Here is a 17823-nt window from a genome sequence, read left to right as displayed (position 1 = left end):
GAGCTTGCTCACGTGAGAAGCAAGGCTTTTAATTATTAAGTTATTTTAAAAACTGTGTTTTTACACGCCAGCAAGCTGTGCGTCTACGGTAATCCTACCAGTTAAAAAGGTTGCACATTTTATAGATGTAGAGCTTGCTCACGTGAGAAGCAAGGCTTCTGATTATTAAGCTATTTTAAAAACTGCGTTTTTATACACCAGCAAGCTGCGCGCCTAGCAGTTAAATTTTCACACTGCCACGCAATGCTTTGTTTTGGCCGTGCTTGGTTTTTTTATCCATGCGTTTGCGCTGAGAATTTCTACTTGGCTTGGTGGCTCTTCGAGCTTTGTTCACCACGGTTGCACTCAAAATAAGATCTTTTAAACGCTTAAGTGCATCATCTCTGTTCAATTCTTGGGTCCGGTGGCTTTGGGCTTTAATTATTAAAACGCCATCTTTAGTGATTCTAGAATCTTTTAAAGCGAGTAAGCGTTCTTTGTAAAAGTCAGGTAATTTAGAGCGGTTAATGTCAAAACGTAAGTGTATAGCACTTGCTACTTTGTTAACATTTTGACCACCGGCACCTTGAGAGCGAATAGCTGTAAGCTCTAGTTCCCACTCATCAATTGTGACTGTATTTGAAATTGTTAACATTGTGTTCAGCTCTCGTTGTCAAAAATGCATTATATCATTTGTACATTGACTTAGGGTGAATCAACTAAAATCGTAGTACTTTAGGTCAACTCCCATGAATTGTACTGTAAAATTCGCCAATACATTATTATGTATTGGCATATGCAATTATTTAGTTTCTAATTGCACTGCCCTATCTATTTAGGGCTTCATATAATAATAGCTCCACGATAATAGGAAATGCCTGCATGAAAAAAATACTCGTATCACTTAGTTTGTTAGCAATGAGCTTCTCTGGTGTTGCAAAAGATATCACTGAAGGTGATTTACAAAGCTACATGAAAGCACTACCAGCGGTAACAAGTTGGGCGAGCGCTCAAGATTCTCTAAAAGGGCTGGACCTAGGAAGCATGTTAGGTGCGTCGGCTGACCAAACAACATCAGAGCAAGGTTCACTAGCTAACAGCGCGCTTAGCATGATTAAAGAGCAAGACTTATACAAAAGTTTTGAAGGCGTAACGAGTCGTTACGGTTTTACTCCAGAGCAGTTAATTACTGTCGGTTCTGAAGTGTCTATGGCTTACATCGAAAACCTTAAATCTGGCTTATCTACTGAAAATAAAGAAACAGCAGATAAACTAATGGGTGGTTTTCAAAGTATGAAAAGTGTTAAAGACAAAGGCGCTAGCTCGCTAATGGGCTCATTAGGTAACGCATCAAGTGCCGCTAAATCAAGTGAGCCAGTCGTTAGCGAAAGTAACCTTGAGCTTGTGAGCGAGTACATGCCACAACTTAAAAAGCTTTTTGCACTTCTATAAGTTTTTGTTTTATAAAAAGGTGGCTTTTGCCACCTTTTTAATGCCTAAAATAATTTATAAACAGATGCATAAAGTTTATTTACTTCTACAATTTAATTATCTGTATTTTTAGGTGTAATGTATGAAGCAATGGCATGTGGTTATTGGTTTATTCTTTATTTTTACTGGGTATTTTTCGGTATCCACGTACGCAAAATCAACCCAAGCTTTTAGTGCTGGAGTTATTGCTCAGGAGCAAATATTTCCAATAAAAGTATTGCAGCTTGGTAATTATGCGCGTTGTGCTGTTGTTTCTGCACAAAAAGAAGATGCATTTTATTCTGCTTGTTATATAAAAAAACAGTCTCAATCCAATTGGATTGCAGAATCGGCGGGTGCACGCTGCGAAATAAGGTGTATAACGCATCTTGACAAAAATGGCCTCTCACAAACGACATACTTTACAGCTCAATAATACTAATTTTAATTAATATATGAGTATTTTAAGCGCCAAATAACTCATTAATTTAAGGTTATTTGTATAAGTCGCTCCAGGATTTTTTTATTGGTGTAGAGCCTTCGTTTATTTGCCGACTAGTTAAAGCGCTACATGCGCTCTGTGGTTGCTCAATATGTGGGCCTGAGAGTAATAAAAAATATTTTTTACCATTAATATTTCTGTTGATAGTGAACAGTGGAAAATCAGCTTTTATCAATTGAGGTTTTATTGTTTTTTTAGAGGTATACGCGGCATATTGACAATAATAGAGCTCTTTCGTATCACTTTTTTTGCTCTCCCCATGCGTGCATTAGTTGCCAATCTGTAGATGTATAACGTCTAGCGTCGACCATAAAGCTGCCATGTAATGCAGGCGTTGAGTAGACATCGTTAATTGTTTTTTGCGCGTCTTGGGCGTTTGCATAAGGGCCTGTTACTAAATAGTAACTGTTGCGGGTTTGATGTTTATATAATTTTAAAGGATGCGCTTTTGAGTCAATTTCCTTTGCTACTATTACTGCCGATTCAAATTTTTTAAATACACCAAGCTGAACAAAAAAAGACTTTTCTGATAACTTATCAACTAACTCTATTGAGTCTATTGCATTGTTTTTAGGTTGCAGAACGATATCTTTTAGAATAATAGTATCACCTGTTTTTGAGGTAACAACGCGCTCTGGTAAGTTTTTAGTAACGAGGTTTTTTATATTTAATGTATTTGCTTCAACTTCAATTTTGTAGTTTCCTTGACTCACATTAGAAAAATAATAATACCCGTCGTACTCGGTAGTTGTTGTGTATTCTTTGTCGCCATTAATTTGCTTTAAAAAAACGGTTACGCCTGAAACAGGTTTACTTTTATCGTTATTTTCAAAATAAACAGTCCCTTCTACTTCATTAAAAATAACCATTGGTACATCAACTTTAGTCTGACCTCCTCGGTGAGCGTAGGTTTTTATTTTTCCAAGTACAGGTTGCAAATATGGATTAGGTAAAGTGCGTAAATCGACCTCTAAAATTTGCCCGCCGTGACTACTTGGCAGTAGCGCTTTACCTGTATTGTTAGTGAATTTATTTCGCCATAAATAATTACCGGTAAAGCGAACGTCTTCTAATGCTTCATCACCTTGATCAAATACTCGATTTTCGTTCCAGTCAATAAAAGCAGATGCTTCAAGCTGTCCGCCGCTAAGAGCTCGTGGGGTGTCAAATATCATATCTAACTCAAGATGATCAAAGCTAAATGTGCCGTTTAAACCTAATGACACGCGCCAATCACCACGACTATCGTATTGGCCTGAGACTTGAACATTAAAAATATCATAGCGATAAGTATACTGATGGCTTAGTTGCGCGGTCGCTGATGAATCAGGGTTATACGATAACTGGGTTTGGTTAAAGGTCTGTTGTGTTTGCGGCCAACGTAAATTACTACGCAGGCTAACAAGCTTTCCCCCATTTATAGGCAGCCAATCGAGTGTATTTGTCCACTTCCAAGAAGCGATATCAATAGATGAATAAAGTTGATTGGTTAATTCATCTTCTTGCTCATCATAAAAAAGGCGTCCAGCCCATGTACCACCAATGTGATTTTTATTGATACCTAATGAAAATGTATTGTTGTTTGATTTATTTTCACGATTTTCGTTAAGCCATTTCATATTCCAGTTTAAAGAGTCAAACGAATCAGAACGACCATTTAGACTAATCGATAATTTATTTTTAAGCACATTATTTTGTGGTAAAAACAATGCGCTCGAGAAATCATCTAAGGCGGTATATTCTAAATTGACGTTTACGTCGTTATAAAAATCATTAGAGAACAAGCCCCTAAAGCCTGCATAATAAGCGCTGCCAGCATTGAGTTGTTTGCTAGATAAAAATCGATAGCTGCCATGCTCCGTAAGTATATTTAATCCTGATGATATATAGCGAGAGCGCTCATCAGATGCTAGTTGAGTGATTTGTGCATCATAGGTTAAATTTTCACTGATCCCATATGAAACACTGGCTTTAAACGTGTCACTAAATGTATTTTGAGTATTTTGGTTGTTATCAAATACGCTTTTATCTGTTTCAATTAACTCAACTTGATAGCTTATTTTCCCTGGTGATAGGGCATCCTGCCCTATCGTGTATTTTTGAGTGCGTGTAATTTGCTCACCTTGGGGGCCAAAAAGCTTTATTTCAAAAATATTATTGCCATAAAATGTTTCTATATCGATAAACTTAACTAAATTATCGTCATTTGCTTGTGTGGTCGCTAAAAATTGCCCATTGCGATATAGCTCAGCTTGCCAACCGGGTAAAGCGGGTTCTTCAATGGTTATTGACGAAAAATTTTGTGCTGAGCGTGGATCGGCATTCGAGATATAAATACCTCTGCCTTGGCTTGAAGCTGTCGTCAGCTGATCTGATTGAGATTGAATATCACCTAATTGATAATGAATGCGAGCTAATGAATGATCTTCATCGGTTAAGCTAAAGTCTTTGCTAATTTTAAAAAACGTATTATCGCTGTTTTCATTTTTATTAAACCGAACCTCTGCTCGATGGTGAAATAAATCAAAATAGCTGTTGAGCCTAATTAAACCCTTATAACGTGCTTGCTTAGATGTGGCACTTGATGAAACCGTGTACTCAGAAATTGGGTATGTTAGTAAACGGTATTGATCTTCAATAAAGTGATCATATTGCGGGGCTATAACCTGCTTATGTGTGACAGTTATGCTTTTTTTATCATTTGTGGTGCTTAATAAATCGCTCATAAAGGTGACTTGCATGAGCGAGTAATCAAATATTGAGTCGGTTTCTAAAAGCGTATTAATAACGGATAAGTCTACGTAGTAGTCGTAATCATCTTTAGCCCAAAAAGATGCTGTTGGTGTTACCGGTTGTTTTGTTAGCAAAGTTGAACTTAGCGTTAGCTCAGTTGCGTCAACTGTTGCAGTTAAGCTATTTTCGGTAACGCTAAAGTTAATGCCCATCGTTGATTTAAGAACACTTATTGGTAGCAACAGCTTATTTGATGGCGTGTAGTAAGCTTCTAAGTCGGATACAACCGATCGGCCATTTACTTTTACATTTACGATCACGAACGCCTCTTCATCAATAGCCCATTGATGAAGAGGCGTTAGCTCATTAGCGACTAATGTTTGAGGCGCAATAACAATGAGCAACAAACTAATTAAAGCGCCATAACGCAATGCGTTTAGCTTAAACACGTGTTATTGAATATTAACGGGTATTGCTAACTCAATATTGCCACCATATTGGGGATTTTCTTTGTATTTAAGTGTAAGCGGACCGACAACAGGCTGTTGCAACGAAATATAGACTTTACGACGCGATAAAGGCGTATAAACGGCTACGTTTGTTACTTCCCCAACAGATAAGTTATTACTGTCTAGCAGTTCAAAATTGCCATATAACGAACGATTTCCCGTTAGCGTTTGCCAAAACGTAACGGTTGGTCGACCATTTTGGCTAATTAGTTGCGGGTTGATTAGTTGCGAATCAGCTTCTAACTGCCCATGGCGCACAATTACCGGAACGCTGTAAGATATTTTAGGGCGTATGGTTATTCCTTCTGTATTAGGGGCAGGTGCTTCTGACGCAACTATTTTAAGTACCGCTCTGTATTCTCCTGCGGGTAATTCTGCTTTTTTTCGTACCGTCATTCTTATAGCTTGCATGCCTTTTGGCGCTATAGAACCACGGCGTGGAGAAAAGCGTAACATGCCAGCAGCAGAACGACCCTCTACTTGCTTAGGTGTTGCATCTATTAGTGACCCTTCTTCGGTCATGTCTTTGTGCGTGATACTAAGTTTAAAGTCGAGGTTTTTATCAGATGTATTTCTGATCATTAATGAATTATTTTTAGTTCGTCCATCAAAATATAAACGATATTCAGATAGAGAAAGATTAGCACTGCAAATTTGAGGTGATAGAAGAGTCAGGCAAAGCGTTGCCCAGCGAAAAAATTTAAAACTCATGAGACAACTCAACAACATGATAAAGCAAAAATGTGGAGCATTAAGCTCCACACAATTTATATTATTAGTAGCCTAGGGCTATAATAATATAAGAAATAATATTACTGAAAAGATACATCGACAGTGTAGTCTACTTCATAAGCAGCGCCAGCAGTAAGATCGGCAGCTACTGTCATATCACCATAAACACCGATTACGATATCAGTTGCGCTTGCATCAGTTGTAAATGCAGAAGCAACAGTATCAGCCGTTGTTACAGTTGAAGTACCATCAGTGGCAGTCGTTACTGGAGCGAAAGTAAGGTTGGCACTTGTACTGCCTGATACAGTGATGTTCATTGCTGAATTTGGAGCCAAACCTGAAACAGTTACGCCACCTAATTGAATGTTTGAGTCTGAAGCATCACAATCGCCCGTTACTGCGCCAGCATTATCCATTGTACAAGTAGAACCTGTAGCTAAACGAATTTTACCAAAATGTACTTTGTTATTTTCTAAAAAAGTTGGTTCGCTCCAACCATTTACACTTGCTTGTAATGTTTCGCTAGATGCAAGTAAAGAAGTCGAAGTCATAGCGAGTAAAGCGGTTGCTGCAAAAATTTTTTTATTCATAATTTTTCCGTGTTTAAATAATTATTATTGTATTACGTCCTTGTTTAATCTCATTTTCTAAGAGCTCGTAATCCATTGGCGCCAATTTAAACACAGGAAGTGCATTTTTTAAATGTTTTATTAACAAATGCAACTTTAAGGATGATAAATAAGAAAAAATCATTAGCAATAAAAGTTGGTTAATTTATTTGTGGTTGTTTTTAAAGCAAAAAAAGTATGTTTTTTTACAGATATAAGGCAAGAGGATTTCTTTTTGTTAATATATTGCTAGGTTATTTGCAATGATAAACTTAAGCCCACAACAATTTTGGGGCGTGAGTTTATTTAAGACATTTTACGAAGTGTAGTCAGCGGGGCTATACGTAAAATCCAATGTAAAAATGCCCATGGCCACGTTGGTATAAAGCTGTTGGCTTTTTCTTTATTTATAGCTGTTACAAGTGCTTTACAGCCTGTTTCAGTATCGACAATAAAGGGCACTGTTTTTACTTTTTCGTTTATTTCACTTCTAATAAAACCGGGGTGCACACAACTTACCTTTATTGGTGTATTTATTACGTCTATGCGAATGCCTTCGCTCAGTGATGTTATTGCAGCTTTGGTCGCTGCATATACCGTCATAGCGCGTCTAAAACCACGCACTGCACTAATTGACGAAATAGTCACTAAGTGCCCGTGGTTTTGCGCTCTAAAAATCTCCATTGCAGCTTCGGCCTGCGCCAGTGCTGCTACAAAGTTGGTCTCAGCGGTTTGTTTATTGGCAGTAAAATAGCCTGTACCAATAGATGCGCCCTTGCCCATTCCTGCATTTATAATGATGCGGTCAAGCCCGTTAAACTTTTCATTAAAGGCTTTAAACACGCAAAACACTTGCTCGTGGTTGTTTACATCAAGCACTTTGATGCTGACGGTAATGTTAGGATTTACTTGCTCAAGTTCGGCTTTTAACAGCTCTAATAATTCATATCGACGAGCGCATAGAGCAAGGTTACAGCCTTTTTTAGCAAACTCTTTTGCCATGCCTTTTCCTAAGCCGGAACTTGCACCTGTTATTAGTATATTTTTGCGCATTATATTTGCTCCTTAGGTATAGGTAATTAATTTTTGTTGTGGGTATTGCTCTAAAAAGTGATACTCGTTTAAGCTGCTTATACCTAACTTACGGCTTGATCCTCTGCCTCGCGCCACAACTTTAGTAACACCTGCGTTAACTAAACCCCAATTAATATCAATAAAGCGCTCAAGCTTTAATCCCATTAAATGACTGGTAATAATACTAATAGGCCCGCCTGAAGTATAAATAATGACTTTTTTACCATCATGTTCTTTGGCTATTTTTTCAAGCGCACCCAATACTCGAGCACAAAAAGCATTAAAGCACTCTTTATAGAGCGTGCTGTCAGGATTAAGCATCCACTGCTCTATGGCGTTAATAAATACTGTTTTAAAATACTCCATTGGATCGATTTGCTTACTAAGCACGGCATGTACTTGGCTTGGAGTGGTAAGCTCAGGATTAGAAACCGCTAAAATATGCTCGTGGTCGTACTCATTTAAGCGCGCATCATTAATTACAGCGGACGTATTATTAAGTGAAGCTAAACTGAGTTCTGCGGTTTGATTGTGGCGCTGCATAGTGCCTGTAATTACTACATCGGGTATGAGTTGTTTTTGCGCTAAATACTCGCCCACTAATGTAGCTTGTTGTTGCCCTTTTACCGAAAGGTTATCGTAATCATCTGCGCCAAAGCTTGCCTGCCCATGGCGTACTAAATATAAAATACACATTAGGCGTTTCCTTGATTGTTAATGGCTTTTTTACAGCGCCATAAAAGGTAATGCACAAATACCCAAAAGTTTTTAAATGCGGGATTTGTTGTTTGCCCATGATGATAACGATAATAAATTTGCTGAACTATGCCTGCTAATCTAAACAAGCCATACACTTCGTAAAAAGTGAAATCGTCGACTGTAATATTCATTTTTTTACAGTAATAAGCCACAACTTCTTTTCGTGTCAGCATGCCTTTTAAATGTGTTGGTTGTCGGCGTGTAGCTTGCGCTAAAAAGTCATCCCCAGGCTCTACCCAATACGCGAGTGTGTTACCCAAATCCATTAATGGATCGCCAAGCGTGGCGAGTTCCCAATCTAAAATACCCCGCACTTTAGTGTAGTCGTTGACATCAAGCACAACGTTATCAAATCTAAAATCGTTATGAGTAATACAAATATGCTCAGTGGCAGGCATATTATTATGAAGCCACTTAATGATTTTTTTACCACTGGGGACATTCCATGTTTTTGCTTTGATAAAGCGCTCACTCCAACCGCTAATTTGGCGTTGTGTATACCCTTCGCCTTTACCTAAGTGACTTAAATTAGCGTGTTTGTAATCAACTTTGTGTAGTTCTACTAAGCAGTCGAGTACATTTTCGCAAAGTTGTTTTGTGCGCTCAGGTGTTGTAGTTAGTTCGCGCGGGAAATTTCTACGCGCAATAATGCCGGTTAGCTTTTCCATTACATAAAAGTCGGTGCCGAGTATGCGCTTATCTTCGCAAAATACTTTCATTGTTGGCACGTAGCTGTAAACCGGTTTTAGTGCTTGTTGTAGTTTAAACTCGCGGCCCATATTGTGAGCGCCTTTGGCTTTAGTGCCTTTTGGGGCACGGCGTAAAATAAGCGACTGCTCTGGGTAGTCAAGGCTGTAGGTCCAATTTGACGCGCCACCGGCATATTGTGTAACACTTGGCTCACCGCTTAAATTACTCATGTGCAGCTTAAGCCAGACATTTACTTTTTGTATATCGAGCTCTTCGCCTTGGCGCACGCTTTTGGCTTGATCTAATAATTGTGTGTTCATCGTTGGCCTTTTATTATTTTGATTTTAAGCGCTGCATAGAACGTGTTTTTTTCAGCATGTTTTTAATGTAGCACTCAACAGGTAATAGCTTTTTCATTAAAAACGCCTGTTTACCTAATTTATGGGTCAAAATTAAAAATGGCCGTTTGAGTGATTGCGTGTAAATAATATCAGCCACTTGCTGGGCATTAATTGGGGAGCGTTCAAATGCACGGTTAAGCATAGTTCGCATAGCAGGCTCGCTTGTGCGCATTGATTCGTTTAAGTTGGTTTTAAAAAAGCTGGGGCACACAACGCTCACATCAATGTTGTCGTGAACTAATTCAAGCTTTAAGGTTTCGCTAAAGCTAACCACGGCAGCTTTTACTGCATTGTAACTACTCATAAACGGAATAGGCGTAAGACCAGCCTGTGAGGCAATGTTAATAAAGTAACCTTTACCTTGTTGTTTAAATACGGGATAAAAGGTTTTACAAACACGCACCACCGAAAGCAGATTAATATCCATTATCCACTGCCATTGCTCAATTGTCTCGCCCTCAAGTGAACCGCCGGTAGCAACGCCGGCGTTATTAATAACGATATCTACGCCTTGCCATTTGGTTTGTATTATATCGCGCAAGCTCTCTATATCAGCTTGCTTAGTTATATCGCAGGCGTAATAAAACGCATCGGCTTTTAATGCTTGCAGCTCGGCAATTGTCGCTGCTGCGCGCTCGGCGTTTATATCGGCAATACAAATTTGTAAGTTGGCGCCTAAGTTATTTGCATAACTTAGTGCTAATGCTTTACCAAGCCCTGTTGCTCCACCTGTTATTATGAGTCTTGTTTTCATGTGGTAGCCTTAGCGGTATTTGTTTATTTCGAGGCGAGAAACCATACCCATATGTACTTCATCGGGGCCATCAGCAAGGCGTAAAATACGCCCCATTGCATTAAACGATGCGATAGGGAAATCGCTCGACACCCCTGCCCCCCCAAATATTTGCATAGCCATATCAGACACCATTTGCAACATGTTTGGTACCACTACTTTTATGCTCGATATTTCGGTCATGGCGTGTTTAACACCAACGGTGTCTATTTTCCATGCTGCATGTAAAGTAAGTAGCCGAGCTTGATCGATTGCCATACGCGCTTGTGCTACTCGCTCTAAGTTACCACCGAGCTTTATAAGCTGCTTACCAAAAGCACTGCGCGACATACCTCGCTTAATCATCATTTCTAAACAGCGCTCTGCTGCGCCAATAGCGCGCATACAATGATGAATACGCCCAGGCCCTAAACGTCCTTGTGCAATAGCAAAGCCTTTACCTAAGCCTAAAATAAGATTTTTTTTTGGTACGCGTACGTTATTAAATTCCATTTCGCCGTGGCCGTATGGAGGGTCAAAATCACCACAAGCACTTAGCATACGTTTAATATTTACACCCGACGTACTTAGCGGCACCAATACCATTGAGTGCTGACTGTGTTTATCGTTTTCTGGATTGGAAAGTCCCATAAAAATAGCCACTTGCGCATTAGGGTGGCCAAGTCCTGTAGTCCACCACTTTTTACCATTTAAAATTAGGTCGTCGCCATCAACATCTATTGTTGCTTGCATATTTGTTGCATCTGAGGAAGCTACCTCGGGTTCGGTCATGGCAAATACAGAGCGTATTTCACCGTTTAATAATGGTGTTAGCCATTGATGTTTTTGCTCATCGTTTGCAAAGTGATATAGCACTTCCATATTGCCGGTGTCGGGGGCGTTGCAATTAAAAACGTCTGATGCAAATAAACAATGCCCCATTTGCTCTGCAATGGGAGCATATTCAAGGCAACTCAAACCTTGTGCTAACGTGCTATCGGGTAAAAATAAATTCCAAAGCCCAGCTTGTTTTGCTCTTGCTTTTAATAGATCAATCTGAGGTGCTAATTGCCAGCTTGTCCAATCGTTTGTGCTATTTTTTGCGTGGTTGTGCGCAACGACTGTTTGCTCAACAGGGAGTACGTGATCTTGCATAAATGCTTTAACACGATTTAAGTAATCTTGGCTCTTTTGGCTTGGCTCAAAGTTCATACGGTTGCTCTGTTTATTTAAAACCTAAATTCAGCATAAAACATTCGATCCAATGAATTAAATGAAATATATTACCAATCAAATGTGAATTATATTCATAAGTTAAAGGGCGTAAACTCGAATGATAGAAGCTAAAAATATTCAGCAGCTCGATTTAAATCTTCTTAAAATATTTGAGAGTTTGTACTTTGAGAAAAACATGAGCGAAACAGCCAAGGTTTTATATATAACCCCTTCAGCGGTAAGCCATGCGATTAAACGCCTGCGCAGCGTATTGAAGGATCCTTTATTTGAACGCCAAGGGCAATTAATGCTGCCAACACCTGCGTGTCAACGCATGGCGCCTGCGCTAATAGATTTACTCGAAAAGTTACGCCAAGTATTACAAGCGTGTGGTGAGTTTGATTTAGCCACTACCGCTCAAACTTTTAAAATAGCGCTGCACGATGCTATTGAGCCAATAGTACTGCCTAAACTACAACTAATACTTGCTGAACACGCGCCAAAGGCAACGCTTGCCAGCGTAAAATTGAACCGTGATGATATGCACAAACAATTGGCTAATCATCAAATTGATATAGCAATAGATGTAGCCAGAGCAATTAAATCACCTATTAGCCATGCCGTACTTTCGAGCGATCACTTTTGTGTATTAATGAAAAAAGATCACTCACTTAAAAACCAATTAAATATAGATAATTACTTAACGGCCAAACATGTAGCTGTATCTAACAGACCAACGGGTACGGTTATTGAGGATATAGCATTATTACAGTTAAGCTTAAATCGTGAGGTTGCTATACGTTGTCAAACGTATTTTTCAGCAAAAGAGGTAATAAAAAATTCACCATTTTTACTCACTTTGCCCTCCATGGTGGCAAGTCAGCTACTTGATGAAACTTTAATTGCGCGTCCAGTACCAACTACCATGCCTACTATTTATCAGCACTTATATTGGCACCAAAATACAGATAAAGACGATGCATTAATATGGCTACGCAGCCAAGTAGAAAGTATATTTAAGCGTTAAGTACAGCTTATAACGACACTTAAAAATCATTCTCAAGTGGATTTGTTTTAAGTCTACAGCAAAGTCTAATAATGAATTTATATTTGTAGATGTCTAGGGCATGTTTATACTAATCTGCTCATATAGGCAGATTAGTATAAACATGCCAAATATGCGGCTGCTCTTTGGAGGCGTCCTTGGGGTGACTTACTCTTTATTGCCTATATGGTGGTAAGGGATATCATCAGGACGCAGGAGCAGTTACCGAGTCTCGTGATTAAATAATCCCTAGATAGAGCAAACTTTAATCCGCAAAGGTTAACAGCTCCAAGCGTGGAGAGTGAAATGTGTCCGTGTAAAGTAAATTTTAAGAATAAACAGAGCTTACACAAGCAATAATAAGCCCTGCTTTTTAGCTATAACTACATGGTGCGTTTATTTTTAAGCTTTAATCCGCCAATTAACAGCAGTGGCCCTATAAACATTGCCAGGCCATAAATACCGCCAGTAACTGCGTATTCTGGTTTATTTAAAAAACTAATCGCAATTAAAATAGCCAGTGATGCATTTTGAATCCCAACCTCAATAGAAAGAGTTAGTGAATCGGTTAAATTTAATTTTGAACACATAGCAATTAACCAACCTACAATCATCGAGCCTACATTCAGTGCTATACATGCCCAAAATACATCGTTAAATGAGCTAACTAATAAAGCGCGCTCTTTTATTACTAGTGCGGCAATCATAATGAGCATAAAAAACAATGAGAAGCGTCTAAAAAACGGTTCTGTTTTAATAGCAAAATCATTTTTAAAATGGCGTAACCAAATACCTACAGCAACAGGCACTAAGGTAATAAAAAATAACCCAAGTGATGTCGTCAAAATAGAAAAACTAGCGTTATCTGCTGGCGCAAACTGGCTCATAGCAAAGCCGATAATAAACGGTGTGGTTATTATACTAATAGCGGTGGAAGCGGCTGTTAAGCTTACCGAAAGTGCTAAGTTAGCTTTAGCAAGCTGGCTTACTACATTTGACATGGTGCCGCCGGGACAAGCGGCTAATATCATTAAACCAATGGCTATAGGTGTTGATAAGTTAAGTAAATAGCATAGGCCTAATGCCAATAAAGGCATTGCTACAAGTTGGCCAATTAAACCCATAACGATGGCGAGTGGGCTTTTAAATAACCGGGTAAAGTCGTTTGTAGTGAGCCCAAGTCCCATGCCAAACATAATAAGTGCAAGGGCGAGCGGAAGTATTACTTCAGTTAATATAGATGCATTCAAATTAGGTAACCTCGTTTGTTATTGTTTTTAATTAGAGTGTTAATTCTTAAGCTAACTGTATACCAATTCGCTTAATTAAGTGATCTATTTTGAGGATGGAAAAACGTGTTGATAGCTAGGCAAAAAATTCGCTATTTAGTTGTTCTCGGCAATTGCTCCTGCATTGCTCTACCTTCTGCATCCATGCAGTCGTAAATGAGAATTTTTTAACACAGGTAGCGACACGTTTAGCCCCGCAAAATGATTAAGTATTATTGCGGATTGGTATAACGCCCCTTTACAATAAATCCTAATGCTAGAAGTGTTACTTATTTAAAATAGTCGCAATTCGTTTACCCAGTTCTGGAAGTACATCTTGTTCAAACCACGGGTTTTTTTTAAGCCATATATTATTGCGCGGACTGGGATGAGGAAGCACTAAATAGTTTGGCCAATACTCACGCCACGATTTTACTAACTCCGTGAGTGGCATTTTTTTAGTGTCCGGTAAGTGATACGCCTGTGCGTATTTACCAAGCACTATTGTCAGCTCAATATTTGGTAGTGCAGCCAATAATTGCTCGCGCCATGTAGGTGCGCATTCTTTTCGAGGTGGTAAATCACCCGACTTCCCCCTACCCGGGTAGCAAAAGCCCATAGGTAAAATGGCTATATTATTGGCATCGTAAAATTCATCTCTTGTTAGCCCAAGCCATTCTCGTAGGCGATTACCGCTTGCATCGTTAAATGGCACGCCTGTTTCGTGAACTTTTATTCCAGGTGCTTGGCCTGCAATTAAAATACGTGCGTTTGGGTTAAATTGTATAACAGGGCGAGCCCCTAAAGGTAAATCAGGTTCACAGATCACGCATTTACTAACTTGCTCTATTAATTGGTGACTATTCATGTCTACTTGGCCTTAAATGCTTGATTTTTATCCCAAATGGCCATTTAGAACAAATGAGTTGGTAAAATATCGGTTTATTTTAATTAAAACGGGCGTTAGTTAGTAAAATCGTGATCTTTAACTACTTCCGGGCTACAGGCCTTATAAAATCTATTGTTTGTCTGCCCATACAGCAAACTCATTGCCGCTTGGCTCTGCAAAGTGAAACCGACAACCACCCGGAAATTCAAAAATGGGCTTTAATATTGTGCCGCCATGCAGCTCTATTTTTTTATAGGTATCGTGGATATCATTACTATAAAAAACTAAGAGTGCAGCCCCGTTTTGAGTTAACGATTTAAGCGGTGCGTTAAAAAATCCACCATCGAGCCCTTGGCCGCTAAACGCCGTATATTCGGGGCCGTAGTCTGTAAATTGCCAATTAAATACATTGCTAAAAAAGGTTTTAGTAGCAGGTAAATCATAAGCAGGGAACTCGACATAATTTAGTTTTTCGTGATCGCTCATCGTTATTAAAGCTCTTATTAAAGTGTAATAAACAACCTTAAACCTTAGTTAGTTGCTAATCAAATATACTGATGTTATTTGAGATCACTATTTTACTAAGTAGCCTGAATTTTGGATAATAAATCTATCTCAAGCAGTTACTTTCAACGTTAACTGCGGTGAGTTTAAATATCATTATGGTTCAATATGTTAAAAAATTACTTTATCAGAGAGCAGGTGAGTAATAAATTTTTTGGTTGGATAAACTTAAATATCACGAATGATAATAACTATCTTTTGTATTTGTAGGCTATATAATAACGCTTTATTTTTTCACCCGCTGTATTTATAAGAGATTAATTCATTATGCAGGCACACCCGTTGAGTGCGCAGCCCACTAAACTACGCGTTATTGAGTTGTTATCGCAATTTTTTAAACTATCACCTATTTTTAGCTATCGTTTTTCAGTGTTTTTACGCTTTTTAATTGCCATTGTTGGCGGCTATTCTTTTACGGCTGCGAGCACTGCTTTGCTGAGTTTTTTATTACCGCTGACCAAATCAGATGCGGTACTGCTGTGTGTATCATTAAGCATTCTAATTTATGCATTAGTTTTTATTTATGCGTTTTATATTAAATCGTTAAAAACAGTTTGGATCAGTATTTTACTAACGACTAGTGCGCAAATTTGTTTATTAGCTGTATTGAAGGGTTGGCTATGAAAGACAGTTTTTTCCGCTCAATGACCTGGCTACATACGTGGGTAGGGTTACTCGTTTGTTGGTTATTATATTTAATATTTTTTGCTGGCACTCTTAGCTTTTTTAGAGACGAAATAACCTTATGGAATCAACCAGCCATACATAATGTGCAAGCCCAAGCACAGCGTATAGAAGCGCAAAAGCAACAAATAATTACCGGATTTGATTACTTAGCTAACCATGGAGCTAACTCATCAAGCTGGCGTATTACATTACCTGAGCCGCGTATTCCTTATTTAATTTATGGTTATGCAAAGCCAAAAGAACCAGGCCAGCGCCGCAGTAAGTTTGAAAACACGCAGCTTAACCCTAATACCATGCAAGAGCTTGAGCCCTTTGTAGATACTAAAGGTGGTAACTTTTTTTATCGGTTGCACTATGATTTACATTACATGGATGCAATAACAGCACGCTGGATTGTATGCTTTGCTAGCTTTTTTATGCTGATTGCCATTATATCGGGCGTGGTTATTCATAAGCGTATTTTTAAAGATATGTTTAGCTTTAGGCGTAACAAAGGTAGCCGTACGTGGTTAGATGCCCATAACTTAAGCTCTGTGCTTGCCCTGCCTTTTCATTTAATGATTACCTACACTGGCATGATTACGCTCATATTTATGTTGTTTCCCTACCCTGCAAAAGTAACTTACGATAACGGCATGCGTGGCTTTTTTAACGATGTAACCCCTCGCAACACCATGACCGATAAAGCTCAAGGCGAATCATCAATGGTGCCGATTCAAAGCATTTTGGATCAGGTTTATACTAAGTGGCCTCATGCAGATATTACTCGCATACAAGTTAACCAACCAAATATGGCAGCTTCAACAATTACCGTATTGGTAAGTGCAGGTAAAACACTGCGTGACCAAGCACCACGCTTAATATTTAGTGGTGCTACAGGGCAAATGGTCGCTAAAACTGATGACGAGCTAACTAGCAGCAAAGCGCTTTACGAATCGCTTAATTCTATGCATACAGGGCGTTTAGCTACGTGGTTGTTGCGCTGGTTATACGTATTAGGCGGTATTGCAGGCTGTGTAATGATTGGCTCTGGCTGTATTATGTGGGCAAAACGAATTCGCGAGCGAACTAAAAATAACGTTAAACCTTCGTTTGGTTTAAAACTAGTTGAAGGGTTAAACCTAGCCACTATTATGGGACTACCACTGGCAACGTGTGCATTTTTTATTGCTAACAGACTACTTAGCCCAACTACCGCAGAGCGCGCCGATAAAGAAATACTCGCGTTCTTTTTAACATGGCTAGCGGTTGCTCTTTTAGCACTTATAAAGCGCGACACACTGCAATGGCGAGTTATGGCAGTAATAAATGCTGTTGCATGTTTAAGCGTACCGGTTATTAATGCACTTACAACTAACGGTAATCTAGTTAGCTATTTGATGCACAAACAGTGGGCTTTATTTACTTTTGATGCACTGTTTTTGTTATTTAGTATATTGTTTTTTATACAAACCGAAAAATTACGTACTGCTAAAAACAACTCAAAAATAACCAGCCCTAGTCAATCTAATAACCTTAAAAGGCAAAAACCATGATTGATTTACTCGGTTTTAGCCTATGCCTGCTCAGTTTTAACTGTTTTGCGCTGGCTAAGTATAATCATTTTAAAGACGTATTTAAAAAACGCCCTACAGAATCCCAACGTAAAAAGCTGTTATTAGCTGCTTGGATCAGTATTTTACTAAGCTTAGTGCTTTGTTTAGTTACTCAAGGTGGATATGGTGCATTACTATTTTGCGGATTTATGAGCCTAAGTGTCTTAATTATAATGGTTTTTTATAATTTTTTAGTAGACTACGTAAAGTGGTTTAGTGTTTTAAATAGCGTGTTAGTTGTACTAAGTGGGTTGTTTTTAGCATTAAACTAGCCTTAGTTAGTAAAAACGTGATCCGTTATTTTCCTATATATTAGGGCGTGTTGATCTTT

At 38.7% G+C, this 17823-nt stretch carries 18 protein-coding genes; 6 read left to right on the top strand and 12 right to left on the bottom strand.

The genetic code is table 11. The annotated features are described in order from the left end of the window. Nucleotides 1-220 precede the first annotated feature (220 nt). Nucleotides 221-634: an alternative ribosome rescue aminoacyl-tRNA hydrolase ArfB gene (arfB, locus tag DO88_RS02035; RefSeq protein WP_007376712.1), complete on the bottom strand. Its 414-nt coding sequence runs from the start codon at nt 632-634 to the stop codon at nt 221-223. 227 nt (nt 635-861) lie between these two features. On the opposite strand from arfB, the gene DO88_RS02040 reads away from it, so the two are divergent. Next, nucleotides 862-1431, top strand: a complete 570-nt coding sequence (locus tag DO88_RS02040) for a hypothetical protein (protein WP_033040837.1) — start codon at nt 862-864, stop codon at nt 1429-1431. A gap of 121 nt (nt 1432-1552) precedes the next feature. Then, nucleotides 1553-1885, top strand: coding sequence for a hypothetical protein (locus DO88_RS02045; RefSeq protein WP_033040836.1), 333 nt, complete (start codon nt 1553-1555; stop codon nt 1883-1885). Nucleotides 1886-2190: 305 nt separating this feature from the next. On the opposite strand, the gene DO88_RS0118440 is transcribed toward DO88_RS02045, so the two are convergent. The 8 genes from DO88_RS0118440 to DO88_RS02080 form a co-directional block, all read right to left on the bottom strand. Continuing rightward, nucleotides 2191-5133 carry an SdrD B-like domain-containing protein gene (locus DO88_RS0118440; RefSeq protein WP_232224834.1) on the bottom strand — a complete coding sequence of 981 codons (2943 nt, stop codon included), beginning with the start codon at nt 5131-5133 and terminating at the stop codon, nt 2191-2193. A 3-nt stretch (nt 5134-5136) separates the two neighbouring features. Continuing rightward, nucleotides 5137-5904, bottom strand: coding sequence for a hypothetical protein (locus DO88_RS02050; RefSeq protein WP_198022420.1), 768 nt, complete (start codon nt 5902-5904; stop codon nt 5137-5139). A 101-nt stretch (nt 5905-6005) separates the two neighbouring features. Then, entirely contained in the window at nt 6006-6515 is a 510-nt protein-coding gene (locus DO88_RS02055) for a hypothetical protein (RefSeq protein WP_033028630.1), read from the bottom strand. Nucleotides 6516-6839: 324 nt separating this feature from the next. Further along, nucleotides 6840-7586 (bottom strand): SDR family oxidoreductase, encoded by a 747-nt coding sequence (locus tag DO88_RS02060; protein WP_198022419.1) that lies wholly within the window; start codon nt 7584-7586, stop codon nt 6840-6842. A gap of 12 nt (nt 7587-7598) precedes the next feature. Then, a complete protein-coding gene (locus DO88_RS02065) occupies nt 7599-8303 on the bottom strand; it encodes a histidine phosphatase family protein (protein ID WP_007376704.1) in 705 nt (234 codons plus the stop codon). Continuing rightward, a complete protein-coding gene (locus DO88_RS02070) occupies nt 8303-9376 on the bottom strand; it encodes a phosphotransferase family protein (protein ID WP_033040831.1) in 1074 nt (357 codons plus the stop codon). The genes DO88_RS02065 and DO88_RS02070 overlap by 1 nt, the downstream gene beginning before the upstream one ends. A gap of 13 nt (nt 9377-9389) precedes the next feature. Beyond that, complete coding sequence (locus DO88_RS02075; RefSeq protein WP_007376702.1) at nt 9390-10211, bottom strand: SDR family oxidoreductase; 822 nt, start codon at nt 10209-10211, stop codon at nt 9390-9392. A gap of 9 nt (nt 10212-10220) precedes the next feature. After that, nucleotides 10221-11441: an acyl-CoA dehydrogenase family protein gene (locus DO88_RS02080; protein WP_007376701.1), complete on the bottom strand. Its 1221-nt coding sequence runs from the start codon at nt 11439-11441 to the stop codon at nt 10221-10223. Between the two features lie 121 nt (nt 11442-11562). Between DO88_RS02080 and DO88_RS02085 the strand changes: the two genes are divergently transcribed. Then, nucleotides 11563-12471, top strand: a complete 909-nt coding sequence (locus DO88_RS02085; RefSeq protein ID WP_007376700.1) for a LysR family transcriptional regulator — start codon at nt 11563-11565, stop codon at nt 12469-12471. Between the two features lie 401 nt (nt 12472-12872). Here the strand turns inward: DO88_RS02085 and DO88_RS02090 are convergent, their stop codons facing one another. The 3 genes from DO88_RS02090 to DO88_RS02100 all read right to left on the bottom strand — a co-directional run bounded on the left by DO88_RS02090 (nt 12873) and on the right by DO88_RS02100 (nt 15132). After that, on the bottom strand, nt 12873-13739 hold the full coding sequence (locus DO88_RS02090; RefSeq protein ID WP_007376699.1) for a bile acid:sodium symporter family protein: 867 nt from the start codon (nt 13737-13739) through the stop codon (nt 12873-12875). Between the two features lie 304 nt (nt 13740-14043). Further along, nucleotides 14044-14625 carry a uracil-DNA glycosylase family protein gene (locus DO88_RS02095; protein WP_007376698.1) on the bottom strand — a complete coding sequence of 194 codons (582 nt, stop codon included), beginning with the start codon at nt 14623-14625 and terminating at the stop codon, nt 14044-14046. 150 nt (nt 14626-14775) lie between these two features. Continuing rightward, entirely contained in the window at nt 14776-15132 is a 357-nt protein-coding gene (locus DO88_RS02100) for a VOC family protein (RefSeq protein ID WP_007376697.1), read from the bottom strand. A 345-nt stretch (nt 15133-15477) separates the two neighbouring features. Here DO88_RS02100 and DO88_RS02105 point away from each other — a divergent pair, with 345 nt between their 5' ends. From DO88_RS02105 to DO88_RS02115, 3 genes are read left to right on the top strand one after another with little or no spacing between them, the layout of a single operon-like run. Then, nucleotides 15478-15834 carry a hypothetical protein gene (locus DO88_RS02105; RefSeq protein WP_007376696.1) on the top strand — a complete coding sequence of 119 codons (357 nt, stop codon included), beginning with the start codon at nt 15478-15480 and terminating at the stop codon, nt 15832-15834. Beyond that, nucleotides 15831-17432 carry a PepSY-associated TM helix domain-containing protein gene (locus DO88_RS02110; protein ID WP_007376695.1) on the top strand — a complete coding sequence of 534 codons (1602 nt, stop codon included), beginning with the start codon at nt 15831-15833 and terminating at the stop codon, nt 17430-17432. Before DO88_RS02105 ends, DO88_RS02110 begins: the two co-directional genes overlap by 4 nt. After that, nucleotides 17429-17764 (top strand): DUF3325 domain-containing protein, encoded by a 336-nt coding sequence (locus tag DO88_RS02115; protein ID WP_033040830.1) that lies wholly within the window; start codon nt 17429-17431, stop codon nt 17762-17764. Before DO88_RS02110 ends, DO88_RS02115 begins: the two co-directional genes overlap by 4 nt. Nucleotides 17765-17823 lie beyond the last annotated feature (59 nt).

This window comes from Pseudoalteromonas sp. S3431 (assembly GCF_000690035.1).
Classification (GTDB): Bacteria; Pseudomonadota; Gammaproteobacteria; order Enterobacterales; family Alteromonadaceae; genus Pseudoalteromonas; species Pseudoalteromonas fuliginea.
This window is presented reverse-complemented; position numbering and strand designations above follow the sequence as displayed.

Excerpts from the sequence above, each read along its gene's own strand:
- arfB (WP_007376712.1), bottom strand. The coding sequence starts at position 634 with ATGTTAACAATTTCAAATACAGTCACAATTGATGAGTGGGAACTAGAG.
- DO88_RS02040 (WP_033040837.1), top strand. The coding sequence starts at position 862 with ATGAAAAAAATACTCGTATCACTTAGTTTGTTAGCAATGAGCTTCTCT.
- DO88_RS02045 (WP_033040836.1), top strand. The coding sequence starts at position 1,553 with ATGAAGCAATGGCATGTGGTTATTGGTTTATTCTTTATTTTTACTGGG.
- DO88_RS02050 (WP_198022420.1), bottom strand. The coding sequence starts at position 5,904 with ATGAGTTTTAAATTTTTTCGCTGGGCAACGCTTTGCCTGACTCTTCTA.
- DO88_RS02055 (WP_033028630.1), bottom strand. The coding sequence starts at position 6,515 with ATGAATAAAAAAATTTTTGCAGCAACCGCTTTACTCGCTATGACTTCG.
- DO88_RS02060 (WP_198022419.1), bottom strand. The coding sequence starts at position 7,586 with ATGCGCAAAAATATACTAATAACAGGTGCAAGTTCCGGCTTAGGAAAA.
- DO88_RS02065 (WP_007376704.1), bottom strand. The coding sequence starts at position 8,303 with ATGTGTATTTTATATTTAGTACGCCATGGGCAGGCAAGCTTTGGCGCA.
- DO88_RS02070 (WP_033040831.1), bottom strand. The coding sequence starts at position 9,376 with ATGAACACACAATTATTAGATCAAGCCAAAAGCGTGCGCCAAGGCGAA.
- DO88_RS02075 (WP_007376702.1), bottom strand. The coding sequence starts at position 10,211 with ATGAAAACAAGACTCATAATAACAGGTGGAGCAACAGGGCTTGGTAAA.
- DO88_RS02080 (WP_007376701.1), bottom strand. The coding sequence starts at position 11,441 with ATGAACTTTGAGCCAAGCCAAAAGAGCCAAGATTACTTAAATCGTGTT.
- DO88_RS02085 (WP_007376700.1), top strand. The coding sequence starts at position 11,563 with ATGATAGAAGCTAAAAATATTCAGCAGCTCGATTTAAATCTTCTTAAA.
- DO88_RS02095 (WP_007376698.1), bottom strand. The coding sequence starts at position 14,625 with ATGAATAGTCACCAATTAATAGAGCAAGTTAGTAAATGCGTGATCTGT.
- DO88_RS02100 (WP_007376697.1), bottom strand. The coding sequence starts at position 15,132 with ATGAGCGATCACGAAAAACTAAATTATGTCGAGTTCCCTGCTTATGAT.
- DO88_RS02105 (WP_007376696.1), top strand. The coding sequence starts at position 15,478 with ATGCAGGCACACCCGTTGAGTGCGCAGCCCACTAAACTACGCGTTATT.
- DO88_RS02110 (WP_007376695.1), top strand. The coding sequence starts at position 15,831 with ATGAAAGACAGTTTTTTCCGCTCAATGACCTGGCTACATACGTGGGTA.
- DO88_RS02115 (WP_033040830.1), top strand. The coding sequence starts at position 17,429 with ATGATTGATTTACTCGGTTTTAGCCTATGCCTGCTCAGTTTTAACTGT.